The sequence below is a fragment of the Bacillus alkalisoli genome (assembly GCF_002797415.1).
Lineage (GTDB): Bacteria > Bacillota > Bacilli > Bacillales > Bacillaceae_I > Bacillus_CD > Bacillus_CD alkalisoli.
In genome coordinates this window covers 1482236-1497520 of the sequence record NZ_KZ454944.1, presented here as the reverse complement: position 1 = coordinate 1497520, position 15285 = coordinate 1482236, and the positions used below count along the sequence as shown (strand labels likewise).

Here is a 15285-nt window from a genome sequence, read left to right as displayed (position 1 = left end):
CCTAATTAAGAGTTCATAACATCGTATTTCTCTAAAAACTTAGTGTTGAAGTTACCATCTTTAAATACTTCGTGATCCATAAGTTTTAAGTGGAAAGGAATGGTAGTATGTACTCCATCGCCTTCTACGACAAATTCACTTAACGCTCGTTTCATTCTAGAGATTGCTTCTTCACGTGTAGCTCCGTACGTAATTAATTTTGCTACCATGGAATCGTAATAAGGCGGAATAACATATCCCGGGTAAACAGCAGAGTCTACACGTACCCCTAAACCACCTGGAGCAAGATACATATTTATCTTCCCTGGGGATGGCATAAAGTTTTTGGATGGATTTTCTGCATTAATACGACACTCGATTGACCATCCATTAAATGTTACTTCTTCTTGTTTAAGGGATAGCTTTTCTCCTGAAGCTACTTTAATTTGTTCTTTTATCAAGTCTACTCCAGTAACCATTTCTGTAACAGGGTGTTCTACTTGAATACGAGTGTTCATTTCCATAAAGTAAAATTTACGGTTTTGATAATCGTATATAAATTCTATCGTACCTGCACCCGAATAGTCTACTGCTTTTGCTGCTTTAACTGCCGCTTCTCCCATTTCTTGACGTAATTCGCCATCTAAAACAGGTGATGGAGTTTCTTCTACAAGCTTTTGTAAACGTCTTTGGATAGAGCAATCACGTTCTCCAAGGTGTATCGTGTTGCCAAAGTTGTCTGCTAACACTTGTATTTCCACGTGGCGGAAGTCTTCTATATACTTCTCTAAATAAACACCTGGATTTCCGAATGCAGTTGCAGCTTCTTGTTGGGTAACAGAGATACCTTTTTTCAACTCTTCTTCATTGCGGGCAACACGGATACCTTTTCCGCCTCCCCCAGCTGTTGCTTTAATGATAACAGGGTAACCAATCTCTTTTGCAATACGCATTCCATCATCCAGTGTTTCAATAATGCCTTGTGAACCTGGTACAATTGGAACATTCGCAGCACGCATTGTTTCTCTAGCAATATCTTTTGTCCCCATCTTACTAATTGCTTCCGGACTCGGACCAACGAATGTAATATTACATTCACGGCAAAGTTCTGCGAAATCAGCGTTTTCGGCCAAGAAACCGTAACCAGGGTGGATTGCATCTGATTCTGTTAATTTTGCTACACTAATAATATTTGTAAAGTTTAAGTAGCTATCTTTAGAAGCTGTCGGTCCTACACAATATGCTTCGTCTGCAAGTTGCACATGTAGGGAGTCACGATCTGCTTCCGAGAAGACAGCAACTGTCTCAATGTTCATTTCACGACAAGCTCGGATGATTCGAACAGCAATTTCTCCTCTATTCGCAATTAATAGTTTTTTAATCATGAATTTCTCCCCTTATGAAAGTCTTACTAAAAATAATGGTTGACCGTATTCTACTAATTGGCCATTTTCCACTAATACTTCTACTATTTCCCCTTTTACTTCTGCTTCAATCTCATTGAAAAGTTTCATTGCTTCTACAATACAAACAACAGAGCTCTCACTTACTTTATCGCCTGCTTTTACATAATTATCTGCATCAGGAGATGGAGAAGCATAGAACGTACCTACCATTGGTGATGTGATTTTATGTAAGCTTGGGTCATTTACCGCAGCTACTTTTACTTCTTCTTTTGGTGCAACTTTTGTTTCTACAGCTACTGGTGCAGCTGGTGCTGAAGGTTGAACTGCAGGTGCTTCTGTCACTACAGTTGTTGGTACTGCTTGAACAGGTGCAGGTGCTGCATGGACAACTTTTTTCATTTTAATTTTTGAACCGTCATGTTCAAAAGTAAATTCGTCTATATTGGATTGGTCGATCAGTTTAATAATTTCTCTAATTTCTTGGATTTTTAACATGTCTTTCACTCCTTGAATACTGTATCTTTTTTTGGATGGTTTGCAAGATTGAAGCTATGTAGAATGTAAAGAAATCGGACACTTTATGTTTTATGTGCTCGACTAAAAGAATGTTAGCTTTTTGGGCTAAGCATTTTAGTAAGAAAAACATTAGTTCATATTCATCATACGATACTAGTAAGCCAAATTCAACTAAAAATAGTAATAGATATTATTACCTAGTCATAAAAAAACAGATTTATTTTTGGTTCAAACTGTTGATGTTCCCTGCAGGTGCTCGCTTTCCGCGGGTGGACTAGGGAGCCTCCTCGGCGCATGGCGCCTTATTTATACAGATTTTATCCACTTACCCACGTTCATATGAAATCGCTTACATATTTCTATTGTAATATTCACATATCTTACAATCAACTTTTTATTGCATGAATCAATTTCATCATTACGGTTCGTTTAATGAAAAACGAATATATTAGTGCAATACATAATAATATTTTCGATTATTAAGGTGTCTTAATACAGAATACGAAGCTATCATTCGTTTTTCGTATAGTAGTCATACGTTATGAAACGGACTCATAAAGGTAAAGCCCCAGGATTGACCTAGGGCTTTGAATACTAAGTATAATTAGTTGTTTGCTGTTTGGAATTCGATGTGGATGTTTTCGTTGCGTAAGTTAGTGAATTCTTGACGCACTAAGTGTAATACTTCGTTTGCAAGCTTTGGAGATTTTTCTTCTGATTTTAATGTTACACGAATTTTTTCGCCATCTACTAATACTAATGCATCGTTAAAGCCTCTTGCTTTAATTGCTTGCTCTAATACTTTTTCTTTTTGCTCTACTGCATTTAACTCATGGAATTGCTCCCAAGCTCTATTGATTTCATCTGCAGGTAATGAAGCGTTCGCTACTACTGCTTCTAAGTTTTCTTTCGCTTTACTTCTTAAGTTCTCTAAGTCTAAACGTAGTTTCATGAATGTTTCATCTCGATCTGTTTCAAAAGAAACTGTGCCACCAGTAGTAGTATCGCTATCCTCGTCCGCTTCTTCGTCAGTAGGATTTGTTACAACATTTTCACCACTTGGTTGCTCTGCACCTTGCTTTGGCTCATTGTCCATAGCAACTTGATTTGCATCCTGAGGACTAAAAACATAATACACTCCAAGAACGAAAACTAAACTTAACATTGTTAACAACCATACTGTTTGTTTTTTTAATAACATTCCTTATTCCCCCTTAGGTTTCTTTGGTAAAACTGCTACGCGGTGTTGTGGTACATCTAACACTTTCGTAACTGCCTCGATAAGCATTTGCTGAACTTTTATACTTTCAGCTCCTTGCGCTACTACTAATACACCCTTTACAGAAGGCTTTTTTGTTTCAATTACAAGAGGCTTTTCTTCTTCCCCTTTTCTCACAATCACTACTTGTTGATCGGTAGAAACGTCCTCGACATCACGTTTGCCTCCATTGCTATCCACTTCATTTGTTTTTTGTGTATGTGTTACATGATTTTTTTGTAACACTTGTAACTCTGAAGCTTCCACATTAACAACAACTGTGACATCATTAACGCCTAAAATGTTCTGTAGAGCCTCTTTTAATTGATTTTCATAGAGTCTTTCGTAATCGGTAATTGTAGTTGGCTGGCTGTCATTACTTTTTGGGTTGAATACCGTTTCCGTTTGTTCTACATCGTTATTACTAACAGCAGATGTTGGCGGAGAAGATTTTACTTCTCCCTTAGAATATAGATTGCTGAACAACATAAATCCTACTCCAACTGCTAGTACAAGGATAATGTATTGAAATTTAGCAGATCTCTTATCTTTTGAATCACCGAGTAATCCTTTAAGCCATTCAAAGAGATCTTTATTGTTTTTATCCATACTTACCTTTTCCCCCCTTCCACTGCAACAGAAATAATATTAGGATGTAGCTGCCATTGTTCGGATAAAAAAGCTTGGACCTTTTCATGATCTTCGCTTGTCTCGTTTCGTTCCAACGGCTTGGAGGTATCAATGTTGACTGGCTTTACTGTTGAAATGGCTGTAACAGTTTCTGCGTCTACTAATATGACTTCTACATACTCCAAAAAGTCATCTTCTGGCAAGGATGAAAGAGGCCCATCTTTTACAACGGGTTTAATTGATTTAACTTTTAGCCCATACTGTTCCATCAACTCCTCTTCTACTTGATCTTTCATTTTGTCAGCCATTTGTTCTAATGTATATGCATGATGTAGGGCTTGTATTTCTCTTTTCTTCGAATCTGTTAAATTTTTTATATTTTTTTCAGATATGTTAATAGAATTCGTTGTCATAGATGCAAAAAGTTCGTCCATATCAGTGGATAATAGTTTTAATATCGGAGTTAATATGACGACAATCAATAAAAGGCCGATTACCATTTTGGCGTACTTTTGCATGCTAGAATTAGGTAGCAACATATCAATAACGGTTGCTAGTAAAATGAAAATAATAATACTTGTTATCCATTCCGTTAAAAAACTCAATCCACTCACCTCACTATCTGACCATCACCGTAATGTTTCCAGCGGCGATAATGATGGTTATACTTAAGAAAAACATAAAAGATACGATTGCTAGGGAGGCAAACACATAGATGACGTTTTTACTAATAATGTCTAAGCATTTAATTACTGGTCCTCCACCTAATGGTTGTAATAACGCTGCAGCTAGTTTATAAATCAGGGCAATTGATAGTATTTTAATAGCTGGAAATGCGGCTAGCATGATAATGGTTGCAACCCCTAATATTCCGACTGTATTTTTCAAAAGCAACGACGCACTAATAACAGTGTCAGTTGCATCTGTAAACATCCGTCCGATTACTGGAATGAAATTACTTGTGACAAATTTTGCTGTCCGAATCGTTATACCATCCGCTACTGCTGCACTTGCACCTTGGATCGAAATAACGGTTAGAAATACCGTTAAGTAAATCCCTAACAACCCGATACTAATATTTCTTAGTAGTTGAGCAAGCTGGGTTACTTTGTATTGCTCGCTTAACGTACTTACAATGCTAAGAACCGTCGATAAGTATAATAGAGGTAAAACGACAAACTGGATTAATAGACCACTTGTGTTCATTAAGAAAATAATAACTGGATGAAAGATTGATGCTGATATTAGCCCACCTGAACTTGCTATTAATGCTAGTAATAGTGGTACGAGTGCGATAATAAAGCCCATCATATTTTGGATGGCATCTTTTGTATAAGTAATGGCAATATGAAAACTGTTTAAAGAAAGAATGATTAAAACCATAAAAACAACCGCATAGGCAATTTTACTGACCGCTTTTTGTTCGAAAGCATTTTGTAATGTTTGAAGGAACGTACTAAAAATGGTTAACAGTATGAGGCTACCTAGTAGTTTTCCATTTACGAGTAATTCATGAAATAAGTATTTAAGTCCACCTTTGAACCATTCATCTATAGAGAAAGACTTGTCCCCTTTTACAAAATCCATGAACGGGCCTTTCTGACTTTCCGGTAAGAAACCGCCATATTCATTCATTACTTTATCCCAGTACTCTTTTATTTCGTCTACTCCTACTTGTTCTAACTGATTTGTTACTAATTCTGAAGGTGACGAGGGAGAGGCTTGTACATTATCAGCTAGAAAAAGAGTAATGATCATGGCTAGAATGGCTAGTGTGACGTTTTTTTTCATCCTCTTTCTCCCTCCTTCCTTTAAGTTTAAGAAGGTATCAATCTTATAATGGTTTCAATAATGACGGTTAGTATTGGTATCGCCATGGCTAGTATAAGTATTTTTCCAGCTAGCTCAATTTTGGAGGCTATCGCTCCTTGTCCAGCATCTTTTGTTATTTGTGCACCAAACTCTGCGATGTAGGCAATGCCAATTATTTTAAGTATTGTTTCTACATACACCATGTTTACGTTTGCGTTAATGGCAAGTCGCTCTAACATACTTATTACTTCAAACACTTGGTCCATTAGAAATAAAAAAATGGCACAACCTACAAAAACGACTAATAAAAATGCGAATGTCGGCTTTTGTTCCTTCACAATTAATGCTAGGAACGTGGCAACAAGACCTAATCCGACAATTTGTATAATCTCGATAGGTCATCACCCCTTATCATTGGAACAGGAATACGGATTTTATCTTTTTAAATAAGTCCTCTACGATACTAGCAACCATGAATAATATATAAATAAATCCAAGGAGTGTAACCCACTGTGCATATTCTTCTTTGCCTAACTGTTTTAACACCGTATGCATAAAAGCTACGATAATTCCGATACCTGCTATTTTAAATATTACATCTACCTCTATGCCCATCGTCGTTCCCCCTAAAATTAATACAATAAAATGACTAATAGTAATCCAGATAAGATCCCTAAGCTTTTAAACATCTTTTCGTTTCGAGCTTGTTTGTCTCTTGCATCTAACTCTTCTCTTTCTAAATGGGTCATGGCTAAAACTATATGTTTTTGTTGTGTAGCCAAGTCATGTTGGCCAAGTGTTTCGCCAAACTGCTTTAATATTTCAATCTCAGCTGATTTGAATGCTGTACTTTTCCAAACTTCTTCTAAACTATCATGCCAGGCTTGTTTTACCGATACATCACCTTTTTCGAGCTTGCCGGCGAAAGTCGCAAAAAACCATGTTAGTGGCTTATCCAATTGTTTCGCTATATGTTTACAAGCTTCTGCAAGTGGTGTGTGACCATACATTATTTCCGCCTCAAGTGACTGCAAGGCAACTTTTAGCTGCCTCAACTGCTTAGGTCTTTCCATTAAATGACGAGCTAGTTCAAAACCTGCCCAAGAAGTGGCAACTATAATTAATACCGCTCCTAATAATTGCATGAATGTATCACACCCTTATCTTTGGAGATAACCTTACCATCTTCATCTAGTATTTTTTGAATCGTACCTGGTCCATTTCCTCTACCTAAAATGACATATCGTTTGATTGCTTTCATCTCTATCATTTCTTTCACACTCGGACGTATTAGCAGTTCTTGAAAAGTAGATGCATGTGCAGACAATAGCAGGCCAACCCCAGCATTAACTGCTTCTTTTACCGCTTCACTATCTTCATTTCTACCAATTTCATCTACTACAATGACATCTGGGCTCATAGAGCGTATTAGCATCATCATCCCTTCCGCTTTTGGACAACCATCTAAAACGTCCACCCTAATCCCTAATTCATGTTGTGGAATACCTTTAACGGCGCCAGCTATTTCCGATCGTTCGTCGACGATACCAACTTTACATGAAGGAATATTTTTTTCCTTTACTCCCATACTCATCGCTCTAGCTAAATCACGCAACATCGTTGTTTTACCTGTTTGTGGTGCACCTAAAATCATCGTACTGTGCCATTTTCCTTCATATAAATATGGCAATAACGGTGTAGCTACCCCAATTTTTTGTTTAGCTATTCGTATATTGAAAGATGCTACGTCGCGAATTGCTTTCACATAGCCATTTTGTGTGATTACTTTTCCAGCCAAACCTACACGGTGTCCACCAGCAATTGTAATAAATCCCCGTTTCAGTTCTTCTTCTAGGGCATAAATGGAAAAATGACTTATCTTATTGAGTAATTGAATGCCGTCCTCTTCTGTAACTGTATACGGAGGAAAAACCGGTGTTCCAGCAACGATAAGCTCCAATGGACGATTTACACGCACTCGTACTTCTTCCATCCTTTCCAACGTCATTGGACTCAATGTTTGAATGATCTTACATATAGAAGCGGGCAAAACGCTCATCACGCTACTTAACATAAATAATTCTCCTTTAGTTCTTTCGTTACTTACAATCTATGCAAGCTTGACCAATTTATATGCTTGCTTGTACAAACTTTCTGGACTTATGTTTAAAGGATTATTTATAGATTCCATATAGTATGAATGAAACGCCTATCCCAATAAAGACGAGTTTGGAAAACGATATTTCATCTGCAATACTTATTAACCCAATCATCATCGTAGAAATAAAGATGACTGGTCCAACGACCGCAAGCATGGAGTTGACGACGACTGCTTTTTTTACATCGTTTAACATCAGCATAATAATAGCTGCACTTATTTCGATGAGACCAGAAACAAGGCGTAAACCTGCCATCGAAAGGACAGCTGATTCTATTTGTGTACCGAAAATCTTCTTCATTACAAGTCCTCCTATCCACCCTCATTCAGGTGGTACTTCCTACTTGTACAACCTATGCACGTATGTATAGAAAAAGAAGTGTAAAATGTGGTTTGATTGTGGTTGTTTTGAAGTAATCTGATGCTACTGAAGTTATGAAAAAGTGCTAATCTGGTTGACAACAATAACAAGGACTCATTTAAAGCAATAGCCTAGCTGCTGATTGGAGCGCAAGTCGGAGACTCCTCGAAAATGCTAACGCATTTCCTTCGTGCGATGCATCGCTCCCGTAGCCCTCCTTGTCCTGCGGGAGAAGCGAAGTACGGGAGACCCCACAGGTGCGGATGCGCCGAGGAGGCTCCCGACTTGCCCGCGGAAAGCGAAGACTTGCACGGGTATCAACAGCGGTGTTTAACAAGATAATTAAAAATAAAAGCAAAAAAAGGCACACAGACTAAATTTAGCCTGTGTGCCTTTTCTATTCTTATACTTATTTCACTACATACACTCTTGTTTCATAAGGCTTTAACATAAACGTTGTTTCATCTTTATGTTCTGCAACTTCATAGTTCTGTAACTTTAAATTAGCAGATGCAACAGGTAGCTTTCCATAGCTGTACTCTACTTCTTCTGCACTGATGTTACAAATCACAAGACCTATAGCACCTTCTAAAGTACGTGTGTATGCATAAATATTTTTATCTTCTTCTAAAATCAAGTCATAGTTGCCGTATACAAAAACTTCTTCTTCTTTGCGAAGTTTAATCATATCACGGTAGAAGCTTAGCACGGATTCAGAATCATTCCACTGTGCTTCTACGTTAATGTTTTTGTAGTTCTCGTTTACACCTAACCATGGAGTACCAGTTGTAAATCCTGCATTTTCGTCCGTGTTCCAATGCATAGGTGTACGAGAATTATCGCGACCGTTTTTCCAAATTAGTTCCATTACTTTTTGAGCATGCTCTGCGCCTTTAACACTTTCAATGCGATAAAGGTTTTTCATTGCTACATCATCATATTGATCAATAGAATCAAATTTTACGTTTGTCATTCCAATTTCTTGACCTTGATAGATGTATGGAGTACCTTGCATAAAGAAGTATAGTGCACCTAACACCTTTGCACTCTCTACTAAATATTCCTTGTCATTGCCCCATGTAGAAACAGAACGTGCCTGGTCATGGTTTTCTAAGAATAAAGCATTCCAGCCATTTCCTTCTAAACCTTTTTGCCATTTCGTTAATGTTTCTTTTAATTGAAGGAGATCAACGCCGCCTTCCGTACCTTTATTCCACAAACCTAGGTGTTCGAATTGGAAGATCATATTGAATTTACCATTCTCCTCGCCAACCCACTCGTCCGCTTGGTGAATCTTTACTCCGTTTGCTTCACCGACTGTCATAATGTCGTATCGCGCAAACGTTTGCTCTTTCAGTTCTTGTAAAAATTCTTGAATGCCTTCTACATTCATCATGTAATCAAACGAAGGTACATAGTCTAATTTCTTTGGATTCGGTAAATCCGGAAATCCTGGTTCTTTTTTAATATGAGAAATAGCATCCACACGGAATCCGTCAATTCCTTTATCTAACCACCAGTTAATCATGTCATAAAGTGCAAAGCGTACGTCTTTATTTTCCCAGTTTAAATCTGGTTGCTTTTTGTCAAATAAGTGCATAAAGTATTCTTTTGTTTTCTCATCATATTCCCAAACAGAACCACTGAAAATACTTTCCCAGTTGTTTGGCTCTTTTCCATTTTTATCTTCTTCCCAAATGTACCAGTCACGTTTTGGGTTGTCTTTAGAAGACTTTGATTCGATAAACCAAGGATGCTCGTCACTTGTATGGTTAATAACGAGGTCAATAATAAGTTTCATTCCTCTTTCATGAACTCCAGCTAAAAGCTCGTCGAAATCTTCCATGTTACCGAAGTCTTCCATAATATCTTGGTAGTCACTAATGTCATATCCATTATCAGCGTTAGGTGACTTATACATTGGACAAATCCAAATTACATCAATTCCAAGTTCTTTTAAGTAATCTAGTTTTGTAATAATTCCTCTTAAATCACCAATTCCGTCACCATTTGAATCCATAAAGCTTCTTGGATAAATTTGATAAGCTACAGCTTCTTTCCACCAGACTTTATTCATAAAGCACACTCCCTTTATCTATAACCCTTATTAAATATTTCATTTCATTTTTTGCGTAAACGTTTGCACAATTGCACAAAAAAAATATAAATAGTTATTCTCACTACTTTACTATAACATTTTTTCTTTATTTTTCAAATGAAATTTAGCCTAGTTTTTCTGTTCTTCCGTATATCTGTTTTTACACATTATTTTGCTTATTTTGGTAATGCTATTAAAAAAGTTTAAAAAGCGGGTGTATTTACTTTGTATAAATATTTTCTAAGCTTCATTGTCATTTTATTGTTATTCCCTAATTCGTTTCAGGCAGCGGAAATCCCGAATGAAAAAGCTGCATTCACACGTGATGGACATCTTTTTATTTGGGTAAATGGTGAAGAAACGATGATAACAGATGATTTGTATGTTTCAGATCCAGCTTGGTCTTACGACGGCAACTATTTAGCTTATAAGGCAGTTCCTTCATTAGATAATAACGGCTCAGAAATTCAGGAAGTTTGGATTTTACATATTCCCACCAACAAACAGTACAAATTAAGTATTCAAGGTTCTGAATATAAGTGGTCTCCCACGAAAAATGAGCTAGCAGTACTTTCGGACAACTCCTTGTCCATTGCTCAATTAAAAGAGGATTCATTGCCAATCATTCATCCTTTAGCAAATGGAGTATGGTCATTTGTTTGGGCAATAGATGGCTCGAACATTCTTTTAAGTAAGGAAGCTGTTTTATTTCCAGACGGTTGGAGTCATCCACGGTTATATACAGTTTCTTGGGTAGAAAAAGAAGTAAACGATTGGGATGTGTCTGTGAATTCTTTATTTACTGCTCCTTCGCCAATCACTGTTGGAGATTCAACTATTCATTCTATTTCTATGGATCATTTCCGCTGGTCAAACGATTTGAAATGGTTAGCCATGATTATTACACCAACCGCTTCTTTATCAGAAGATAGTAATATTGTAGGTGCTTTTGCACCTGAGAATAAAGTATTTATTCCGTTAGGAGAAATGTTAAACAAAGAAGAATGGCTGCAATGGGCACCAAGCAAGCCGTTACTAGCAACTATACAAGGTAGTGGCAGATTACAAGCAGGATACTCTAATAAAAAACTTACGATCCAAACGGTTCTACCGATGAAAACAAAGGTGTACACTCCGGAAAAGTATGCAGATATTGATTTTACGTGGGTAGATGATGGGAACATTATTGTAGCAAGAGGAAAAGAAACTCCAGAGCCATCCACATTTGAGCCCTCTTTGTATTTAGTGGATATAAAAAATAATAAATCAACAAAGTTAGTTAATAACCCTAAAGGTTCATCAGATTATCGTCCAGTTATATTACATAATTACAAAAGTCTGACTTGGATAAGATCAGATGCCCAAGGAAATAAACATGTTTTTTTAAGTGAATTGGATGGACAATCAGAGAAAAAGATTATTACGAAAGTAGACAACATTACGTGGTATGTTGGAAAAGTAGAATAAAAAGAGGCAAGACACACATTCAATGAGTGTCTTGCCTCTTTTTTTATTATGCGCGGGATACGTAGCTTCCCTCTGTTGTATTAATGATTAGCACGTCACCTTCGTTAATGAAGAAAGGAACTTGAACTGATAGTCCTGTTTCAACTATAGCTGGTTTAGTACCACCTGAAGCAGTGTCACCTTTAATTCCTGGTTCTGTTTCTGTTACTTTTAATTCTACAGTGTTTGGAAGCTCGATACCGATTGTTTCACCATGATACATCATGATAGCAACTTCCATGTTTTCTTTTAAATATTTTAATTCGTACTCGATTTGAGTTGCTGGTAATTCAATTTGGTCGTATGACTCCGTGTCCATGAACACGTGTAAGTCACCGTTTGCATATAGATATTGCATTTTACGGTTGTCAATTTGTGCTTTCCCCACTTTTTCACCAGCACGGAACGTTTTTTCTTGAATCGCACCAGTACGTAGGTTACGAAGTTTAGAGCGAACGAAAGCTGCTCCTTTACCTGGCTTAACGTGTTGGAAATCCATTACGCGCCAAATTCCTCCGTCTACTTCTACTGTTACACCTGTGCGAAAATCATTTACTGAAATCATTTTTTATCCTCCTACTAATAAGCAAATATGACAGAGCTACTTTTATTGTTTCCTTTGAAACAACGGTTTACTCTGTATGCTTTTAAGCCATTATAATGTAATAAGTTCTTTTGTGGAGTGAGATAAGCTTTCATTACCGTTTTCTGTAACTACTGTATCATCTTCAATACGGCATCCACCTACACCAGCTATATAAATACCTGGCTCCACTGTTACAACCATTCCTGGCTCTAAGATTGTATCAGATTTAACCGACAAGGATGGTCCTTCATGTACTTCCATTCCTAATCCGTGACCTGTAGAGTGACCAAAGAACTCTCCATAGCCCTTTTCTGTAATATAATCTCGAGTCAACGCGTCTGCTTCACGACCAGTAATACCAGCTTTAATACCTCTCATACCGCGAAGTTGTGCTTCTAGGACAGTATCATAAATGTTACGAAGCTCATCACTAATTTGTCCAATCGCTACTGTACGAGTGATATCAGAGTTGAATCCTTTGTAAAACGCACCAAAGTCCATCGTTACTAGTTCACCAGTTTGAATTACTTTATCAGAAGCCACACCGTGTGGTAATGCTGAACGGTAACCGGATGCTACGATAATGTCAAATGACGAAGATACCGCTCCATTCTTTCTCATAAAGAATTCTAACTCATTGGAAACATCTAGTTCTGTTAAACCAGGTTTTATGTATGTAAGGATATGATCGAAAGCTGCGTCCGCTATTTGCGTTGCTTCCTTTAATATCTTAATCTCTTGCTCAGACTTAATCAAGCGTAATTTTTCCACCATGCTTGAAACAGGAACAAGTTCAGCTTTAATAGTTGTTTTGTATGCTAAATATGCAGAGAAAGTTACGTGATCTTGTTCGAAACCAAGTCTACTAATTCCTAGTTCTTTTACTTGTTCTGCAATCTCTTCTATTAATCCACCTTTTTGTTGAACAATCGTGTAACCTTCACACTGCTTGCTCGCTTGCTCTGTGTAACGGAAATCGGTAATGAACACCGCTTTATCTTCGGTAATAATTGCAACTCCTGCACTTCCTGTGAAGTTTGTTAAATAACTACGGTTTTTCCCGCTCGTTACTAAAAGTGCATCAATATTTGAATCTTGAAAATGATTTCTAAGCTTTGTTAACTTTTCCATTCTAATTCCCCCTACCTTTATTTAGCAATGCTAGTACTGCTAATTCGTATCCATGAAACCCTAAACCAACTATTTGTCCAATGGTAACTGGTGCAGTTACCGACACATGCCGGAAGCTTTCACGAGCATGAACATTAGAAATATGTACTTCTACCACCGGGATAGAAACGCTTTCTATCGCATCTCTAATCGCATAGCTATAATGAGTAAATGCACCTGGATTGATAACAATTCCGTCAAATTGATTTTCCGCTTCATGAATCCAATCAATAATTTGACCTTCATGATTGCTTTGAACACAGTTCACTTCAATTTGATGCTGGTTTTCCATCCCTTTTAAGTTGTGTTCTAAATCAGATAACGTTTTATCCCCATATATATGAGGCTCCCGTAGTCCTAGCCTATTTAAGTTTGGACCATTGATTACTAATATTCGCATTATACGATTCCCCTATTTTAAAAATGAAAAAAAGAAAAGAATGTCCAATTACTGAACATTCTATCATATTCTATTCATTTACTCTACTTGTTTGATGTTTGCTGATGGCTACCATGTTGCTTTCTATACTGCATTTCATTATGTTCAAACGAAATCGAATAACCTACAAACACTCCGAAAAGGATATATAAGCATAAGTTTGTAACGTTTGTTTCTAAAGTTAATTTATTTACCGTTTCAATAGAAGGAAACATCGGGTTCAAGATGATAAATACTAACCCCCATAGTGCTCCACCGTACAAAATACCAATCCAAAACTGAGGGAATTTTTTTAATGCGGCAAAATAAGCAATTGCGGCTCCGATTCCTAAAATTCCTATGACGACAATACTTATGATATTTCCAAGGATGCCATTTTTCCAAGCTCCTAGGGCCCACGGTTGTAGGACGAAATTTGGGCTGATTTCTGTAAAGTTAAATATGTAAGCTACATATCCAAGGGAACTCCATAATATGCCACCAACTAAACCTGTGATGATTACTTTTGTCATGAAGCTCATTGGTTCTTCACGTTTATTTTGATCTAACTGTTCGTTCTCACTCAACACCATTCACCTCTAACCTTTACTTTTAAACCTATCTTTCCATATTGTTTATTTTTCCATTCATCTTTATGAAACAAATTTGTGCGACTAGAGGTTTTTTTGTACATAAGGTAGAATATTAAGAAATAAGCTTCTAAATTTTGTTTTCAATCTAGGTAATTCGCAAATTAGTTGCAGAAATGACAAAACAAGCAAAAAAGATTGTAAAGGACAGTATAAAAATCAGCAACAAGCCTTATCCTATACTATATAATAAATAATAATCTAGGTGAACGATAGGAACATAGAACGTTTCTTCTCATTGGGTTGTTGGGAGGTGCCGAAAATGAAAAAAAGTATACAGAAACCAATATTAATCACCATTTTATCTTTGGCAGGTTTTTATGTTATTTACGAGCTCTTTAACAATACAAGAGGTTTTATAACTAGTATGCTTGTAATCGTTGGAGTAGCGACACTTATCTTTTTTGTGTTCCGTTATTTTATTTCGGGTCGAATTGTGGGATCGGACTCCAATTACAGAAAAGCATTGCAGCAATCAAAGAAAAAATATAATGCAAACTCTAAGCCGGTCGTTACACTTAATGGCAAAGAGAGAAAGCCAACGAAATCGACTTCATCTATTAAAAGAAAATCTTCTACGCATTTAACTGTGATTGAAGGAAAGAAAAACAAGAAAAAAAACCGAGCATTCTTTTAAAATAGAATGCTTGGTTTTTTGCTTTTAAATAGCTATTACAAGCGCTGCGGATTGTCGGGCAAGTCTTCGCTTTCTGCGGGCTGGTCTAGTTTCAGCGGCT

18 protein-coding genes are annotated in these 15285 nt (G+C 37.0%); 2 read left to right on the top strand and 16 right to left on the bottom strand.

Going from position 1 to position 15285, the window contains the following annotated elements; translation table 11 throughout:
• Positions 1 to 5 precede the first annotated feature (5 nt).
• The 12 genes from accC to CDZ89_RS07180 all read right to left on the bottom strand — a co-directional run bounded on the left by accC (position 6) and on the right by CDZ89_RS07180 (position 10197).
• The gene (gene accC, locus CDZ89_RS07235; RefSeq protein ID WP_096153473.1) at positions 6 to 1364 is read right to left on the bottom strand and encodes an acetyl-CoA carboxylase biotin carboxylase subunit; all 1359 of its coding nucleotides are present in this window, start codon (positions 1362 to 1364) and stop codon (positions 6 to 8) included.
• Positions 1365 to 1376: 12 nt separating this feature from the next.
• Positions 1377 to 1880 carry an acetyl-CoA carboxylase biotin carboxyl carrier protein gene (gene accB, locus CDZ89_RS07230; protein WP_096153472.1) on the bottom strand — a complete coding sequence of 168 codons (504 nt, stop codon included), beginning with the start codon at positions 1878 to 1880 and terminating at the stop codon, positions 1377 to 1379.
• A gap of 625 nt (positions 1881 to 2505) precedes the next feature.
• Entirely contained in the window at positions 2506 to 3102 is a 597-nt protein-coding gene (locus CDZ89_RS07225; protein WP_096153471.1) for a SpoIIIAH-like family protein, read from the bottom strand.
• A 3-nt stretch (positions 3103 to 3105) separates the two neighbouring features.
• Entirely contained in the window at positions 3106 to 3768 is a 663-nt protein-coding gene (gene spoIIIAG, locus CDZ89_RS07220) for a stage III sporulation protein AG (RefSeq protein ID WP_096153470.1), read from the bottom strand.
• Between the two features lie 2 nt (positions 3769 to 3770).
• Positions 3771 to 4394: a stage III sporulation protein AF gene (gene spoIIIAF, locus CDZ89_RS07215; RefSeq protein WP_096153469.1), complete on the bottom strand. Its 624-nt coding sequence runs from the start codon at positions 4392 to 4394 to the stop codon at positions 3771 to 3773.
• A 13-nt stretch (positions 4395 to 4407) separates the two neighbouring features.
• The gene (spoIIIAE, locus tag CDZ89_RS07210; RefSeq protein WP_100333427.1) at positions 4408 to 5580 is read right to left on the bottom strand and encodes a stage III sporulation protein AE; all 1173 of its coding nucleotides are present in this window, start codon (positions 5578 to 5580) and stop codon (positions 4408 to 4410) included.
• 26 nt (positions 5581 to 5606) lie between these two features.
• Complete coding sequence (spoIIIAD, locus tag CDZ89_RS07205; protein WP_176483831.1) at positions 5607 to 5996, bottom strand: stage III sporulation protein AD; 390 nt, start codon at positions 5994 to 5996, stop codon at positions 5607 to 5609.
• Between the two features lie 16 nt (positions 5997 to 6012).
• Positions 6013 to 6216: a stage III sporulation protein AC gene (gene spoIIIAC, locus CDZ89_RS07200; protein WP_096153466.1), complete on the bottom strand. Its 204-nt coding sequence runs from the start codon at positions 6214 to 6216 to the stop codon at positions 6013 to 6015.
• 17 nt (positions 6217 to 6233) lie between these two features.
• Positions 6234 to 6746, bottom strand: coding sequence for a stage III sporulation protein SpoIIIAB (spoIIIAB, locus tag CDZ89_RS07195; RefSeq protein ID WP_096153465.1), 513 nt, complete (start codon positions 6744 to 6746; stop codon positions 6234 to 6236).
• Positions 6734 to 7675, bottom strand: coding sequence for a stage III sporulation protein AA (spoIIIAA, locus tag CDZ89_RS07190; protein ID WP_100333426.1), 942 nt, complete (start codon positions 7673 to 7675; stop codon positions 6734 to 6736). Before spoIIIAA ends, spoIIIAB begins: the two co-directional genes overlap by 13 nt.
• 100 nt (positions 7676 to 7775) lie before the next feature.
• Positions 7776 to 8060: a YqhV family protein gene (locus CDZ89_RS07185; protein WP_096153463.1), complete on the bottom strand. Its 285-nt coding sequence runs from the start codon at positions 8058 to 8060 to the stop codon at positions 7776 to 7778.
• A 469-nt stretch (positions 8061 to 8529) separates the two neighbouring features.
• The gene (locus CDZ89_RS07180; protein ID WP_100333425.1) at positions 8530 to 10197 is read right to left on the bottom strand and encodes a glycoside hydrolase family 13 protein; all 1668 of its coding nucleotides are present in this window, start codon (positions 10195 to 10197) and stop codon (positions 8530 to 8532) included.
• 246 nt (positions 10198 to 10443) lie between these two features.
• Between CDZ89_RS07180 and CDZ89_RS07175 the strand changes: the two genes are divergently transcribed.
• On the top strand, positions 10444 to 11685 hold the full coding sequence (locus CDZ89_RS07175; protein ID WP_096153461.1) for a TolB family protein: 1242 nt from the start codon (positions 10444 to 10446) through the stop codon (positions 11683 to 11685).
• Between the two features lie 46 nt (positions 11686 to 11731).
• Here the strand turns inward: CDZ89_RS07175 and efp are convergent, their stop codons facing one another.
• From efp to CDZ89_RS07155, 4 genes are all read right to left on the bottom strand, one after another.
• Complete coding sequence (efp, locus tag CDZ89_RS07170; RefSeq protein WP_096153460.1) at positions 11732 to 12289, bottom strand: elongation factor P; 558 nt, start codon at positions 12287 to 12289, stop codon at positions 11732 to 11734.
• A 90-nt stretch (positions 12290 to 12379) separates the two neighbouring features.
• The gene (locus CDZ89_RS07165) at positions 12380 to 13441 is read right to left on the bottom strand and encodes a M24 family metallopeptidase (protein WP_096153459.1); all 1062 of its coding nucleotides are present in this window, start codon (positions 13439 to 13441) and stop codon (positions 12380 to 12382) included.
• A gap of 1 nt (position 13442) precedes the next feature.
• On the bottom strand, positions 13443 to 13883 hold the full coding sequence (gene aroQ, locus CDZ89_RS07160; protein WP_096153458.1) for a type II 3-dehydroquinate dehydratase: 441 nt from the start codon (positions 13881 to 13883) through the stop codon (positions 13443 to 13445).
• An 80-nt stretch (positions 13884 to 13963) separates the two neighbouring features.
• On the bottom strand, positions 13964 to 14491 hold the full coding sequence (locus tag CDZ89_RS07155) for a YqhR family membrane protein (RefSeq protein ID WP_096153457.1): 528 nt from the start codon (positions 14489 to 14491) through the stop codon (positions 13964 to 13966).
• A gap of 319 nt (positions 14492 to 14810) precedes the next feature.
• Here CDZ89_RS07155 and CDZ89_RS07150 point away from each other — a divergent pair, with 319 nt between their 5' ends.
• Entirely contained in the window at positions 14811 to 15185 is a 375-nt protein-coding gene (locus CDZ89_RS07150; RefSeq protein WP_096153456.1) for an SA1362 family protein, read from the top strand.
• The last annotated feature ends 100 nt before the right edge of the window (positions 15186 to 15285 follow it).

Excerpts from the sequence above, each read along its gene's own strand:
- spoIIIAB (WP_096153465.1), bottom strand. The coding sequence starts at position 6,746 with ATGCAATTATTAGGAGCGGTATTAATTATAGTTGCCACTTCTTGGGCA.
- accB (WP_096153472.1), bottom strand. The coding sequence starts at position 1,880 with ATGTTAAAAATCCAAGAAATTAGAGAAATTATTAAACTGATCGACCAA.
- CDZ89_RS07180 (WP_100333425.1), bottom strand. The coding sequence starts at position 10,197 with ATGAATAAAGTCTGGTGGAAAGAAGCTGTAGCTTATCAAATTTATCCA.
- spoIIIAE (WP_100333427.1), bottom strand. The coding sequence starts at position 5,580 with ATGAAAAAAAACGTCACACTAGCCATTCTAGCCATGATCATTACTCTT.
- CDZ89_RS07185 (WP_096153463.1), bottom strand. The coding sequence starts at position 8,060 with ATGAAGAAGATTTTCGGTACACAAATAGAATCAGCTGTCCTTTCGATG.
- CDZ89_RS07155 (WP_096153457.1), bottom strand. The coding sequence starts at position 14,491 with ATGGTGTTGAGTGAGAACGAACAGTTAGATCAAAATAAACGTGAAGAA.
- CDZ89_RS07225 (WP_096153471.1), bottom strand. The coding sequence starts at position 3,102 with ATGTTATTAAAAAAACAAACAGTATGGTTGTTAACAATGTTAAGTTTA.
- CDZ89_RS07165 (WP_096153459.1), bottom strand. The coding sequence starts at position 13,441 with ATGGAAAAGTTAACAAAGCTTAGAAATCATTTTCAAGATTCAAATATT.
- accC (WP_096153473.1), bottom strand. The coding sequence starts at position 1,364 with ATGATTAAAAAACTATTAATTGCGAATAGAGGAGAAATTGCTGTTCGA.
- efp (WP_096153460.1), bottom strand. The coding sequence starts at position 12,289 with ATGATTTCAGTAAATGATTTTCGCACAGGTGTAACAGTAGAAGTAGAC.
- spoIIIAA (WP_100333426.1), bottom strand. The coding sequence starts at position 7,675 with ATGTTAAGTAGCGTGATGAGCGTTTTGCCCGCTTCTATATGTAAGATC.
- spoIIIAC (WP_096153466.1), bottom strand. The coding sequence starts at position 6,216 with ATGGGCATAGAGGTAGATGTAATATTTAAAATAGCAGGTATCGGAATT.
- CDZ89_RS07150 (WP_096153456.1), top strand. The coding sequence starts at position 14,811 with ATGAAAAAAAGTATACAGAAACCAATATTAATCACCATTTTATCTTTG.
- spoIIIAG (WP_096153470.1), bottom strand. The coding sequence starts at position 3,768 with ATGGATAAAAACAATAAAGATCTCTTTGAATGGCTTAAAGGATTACTC.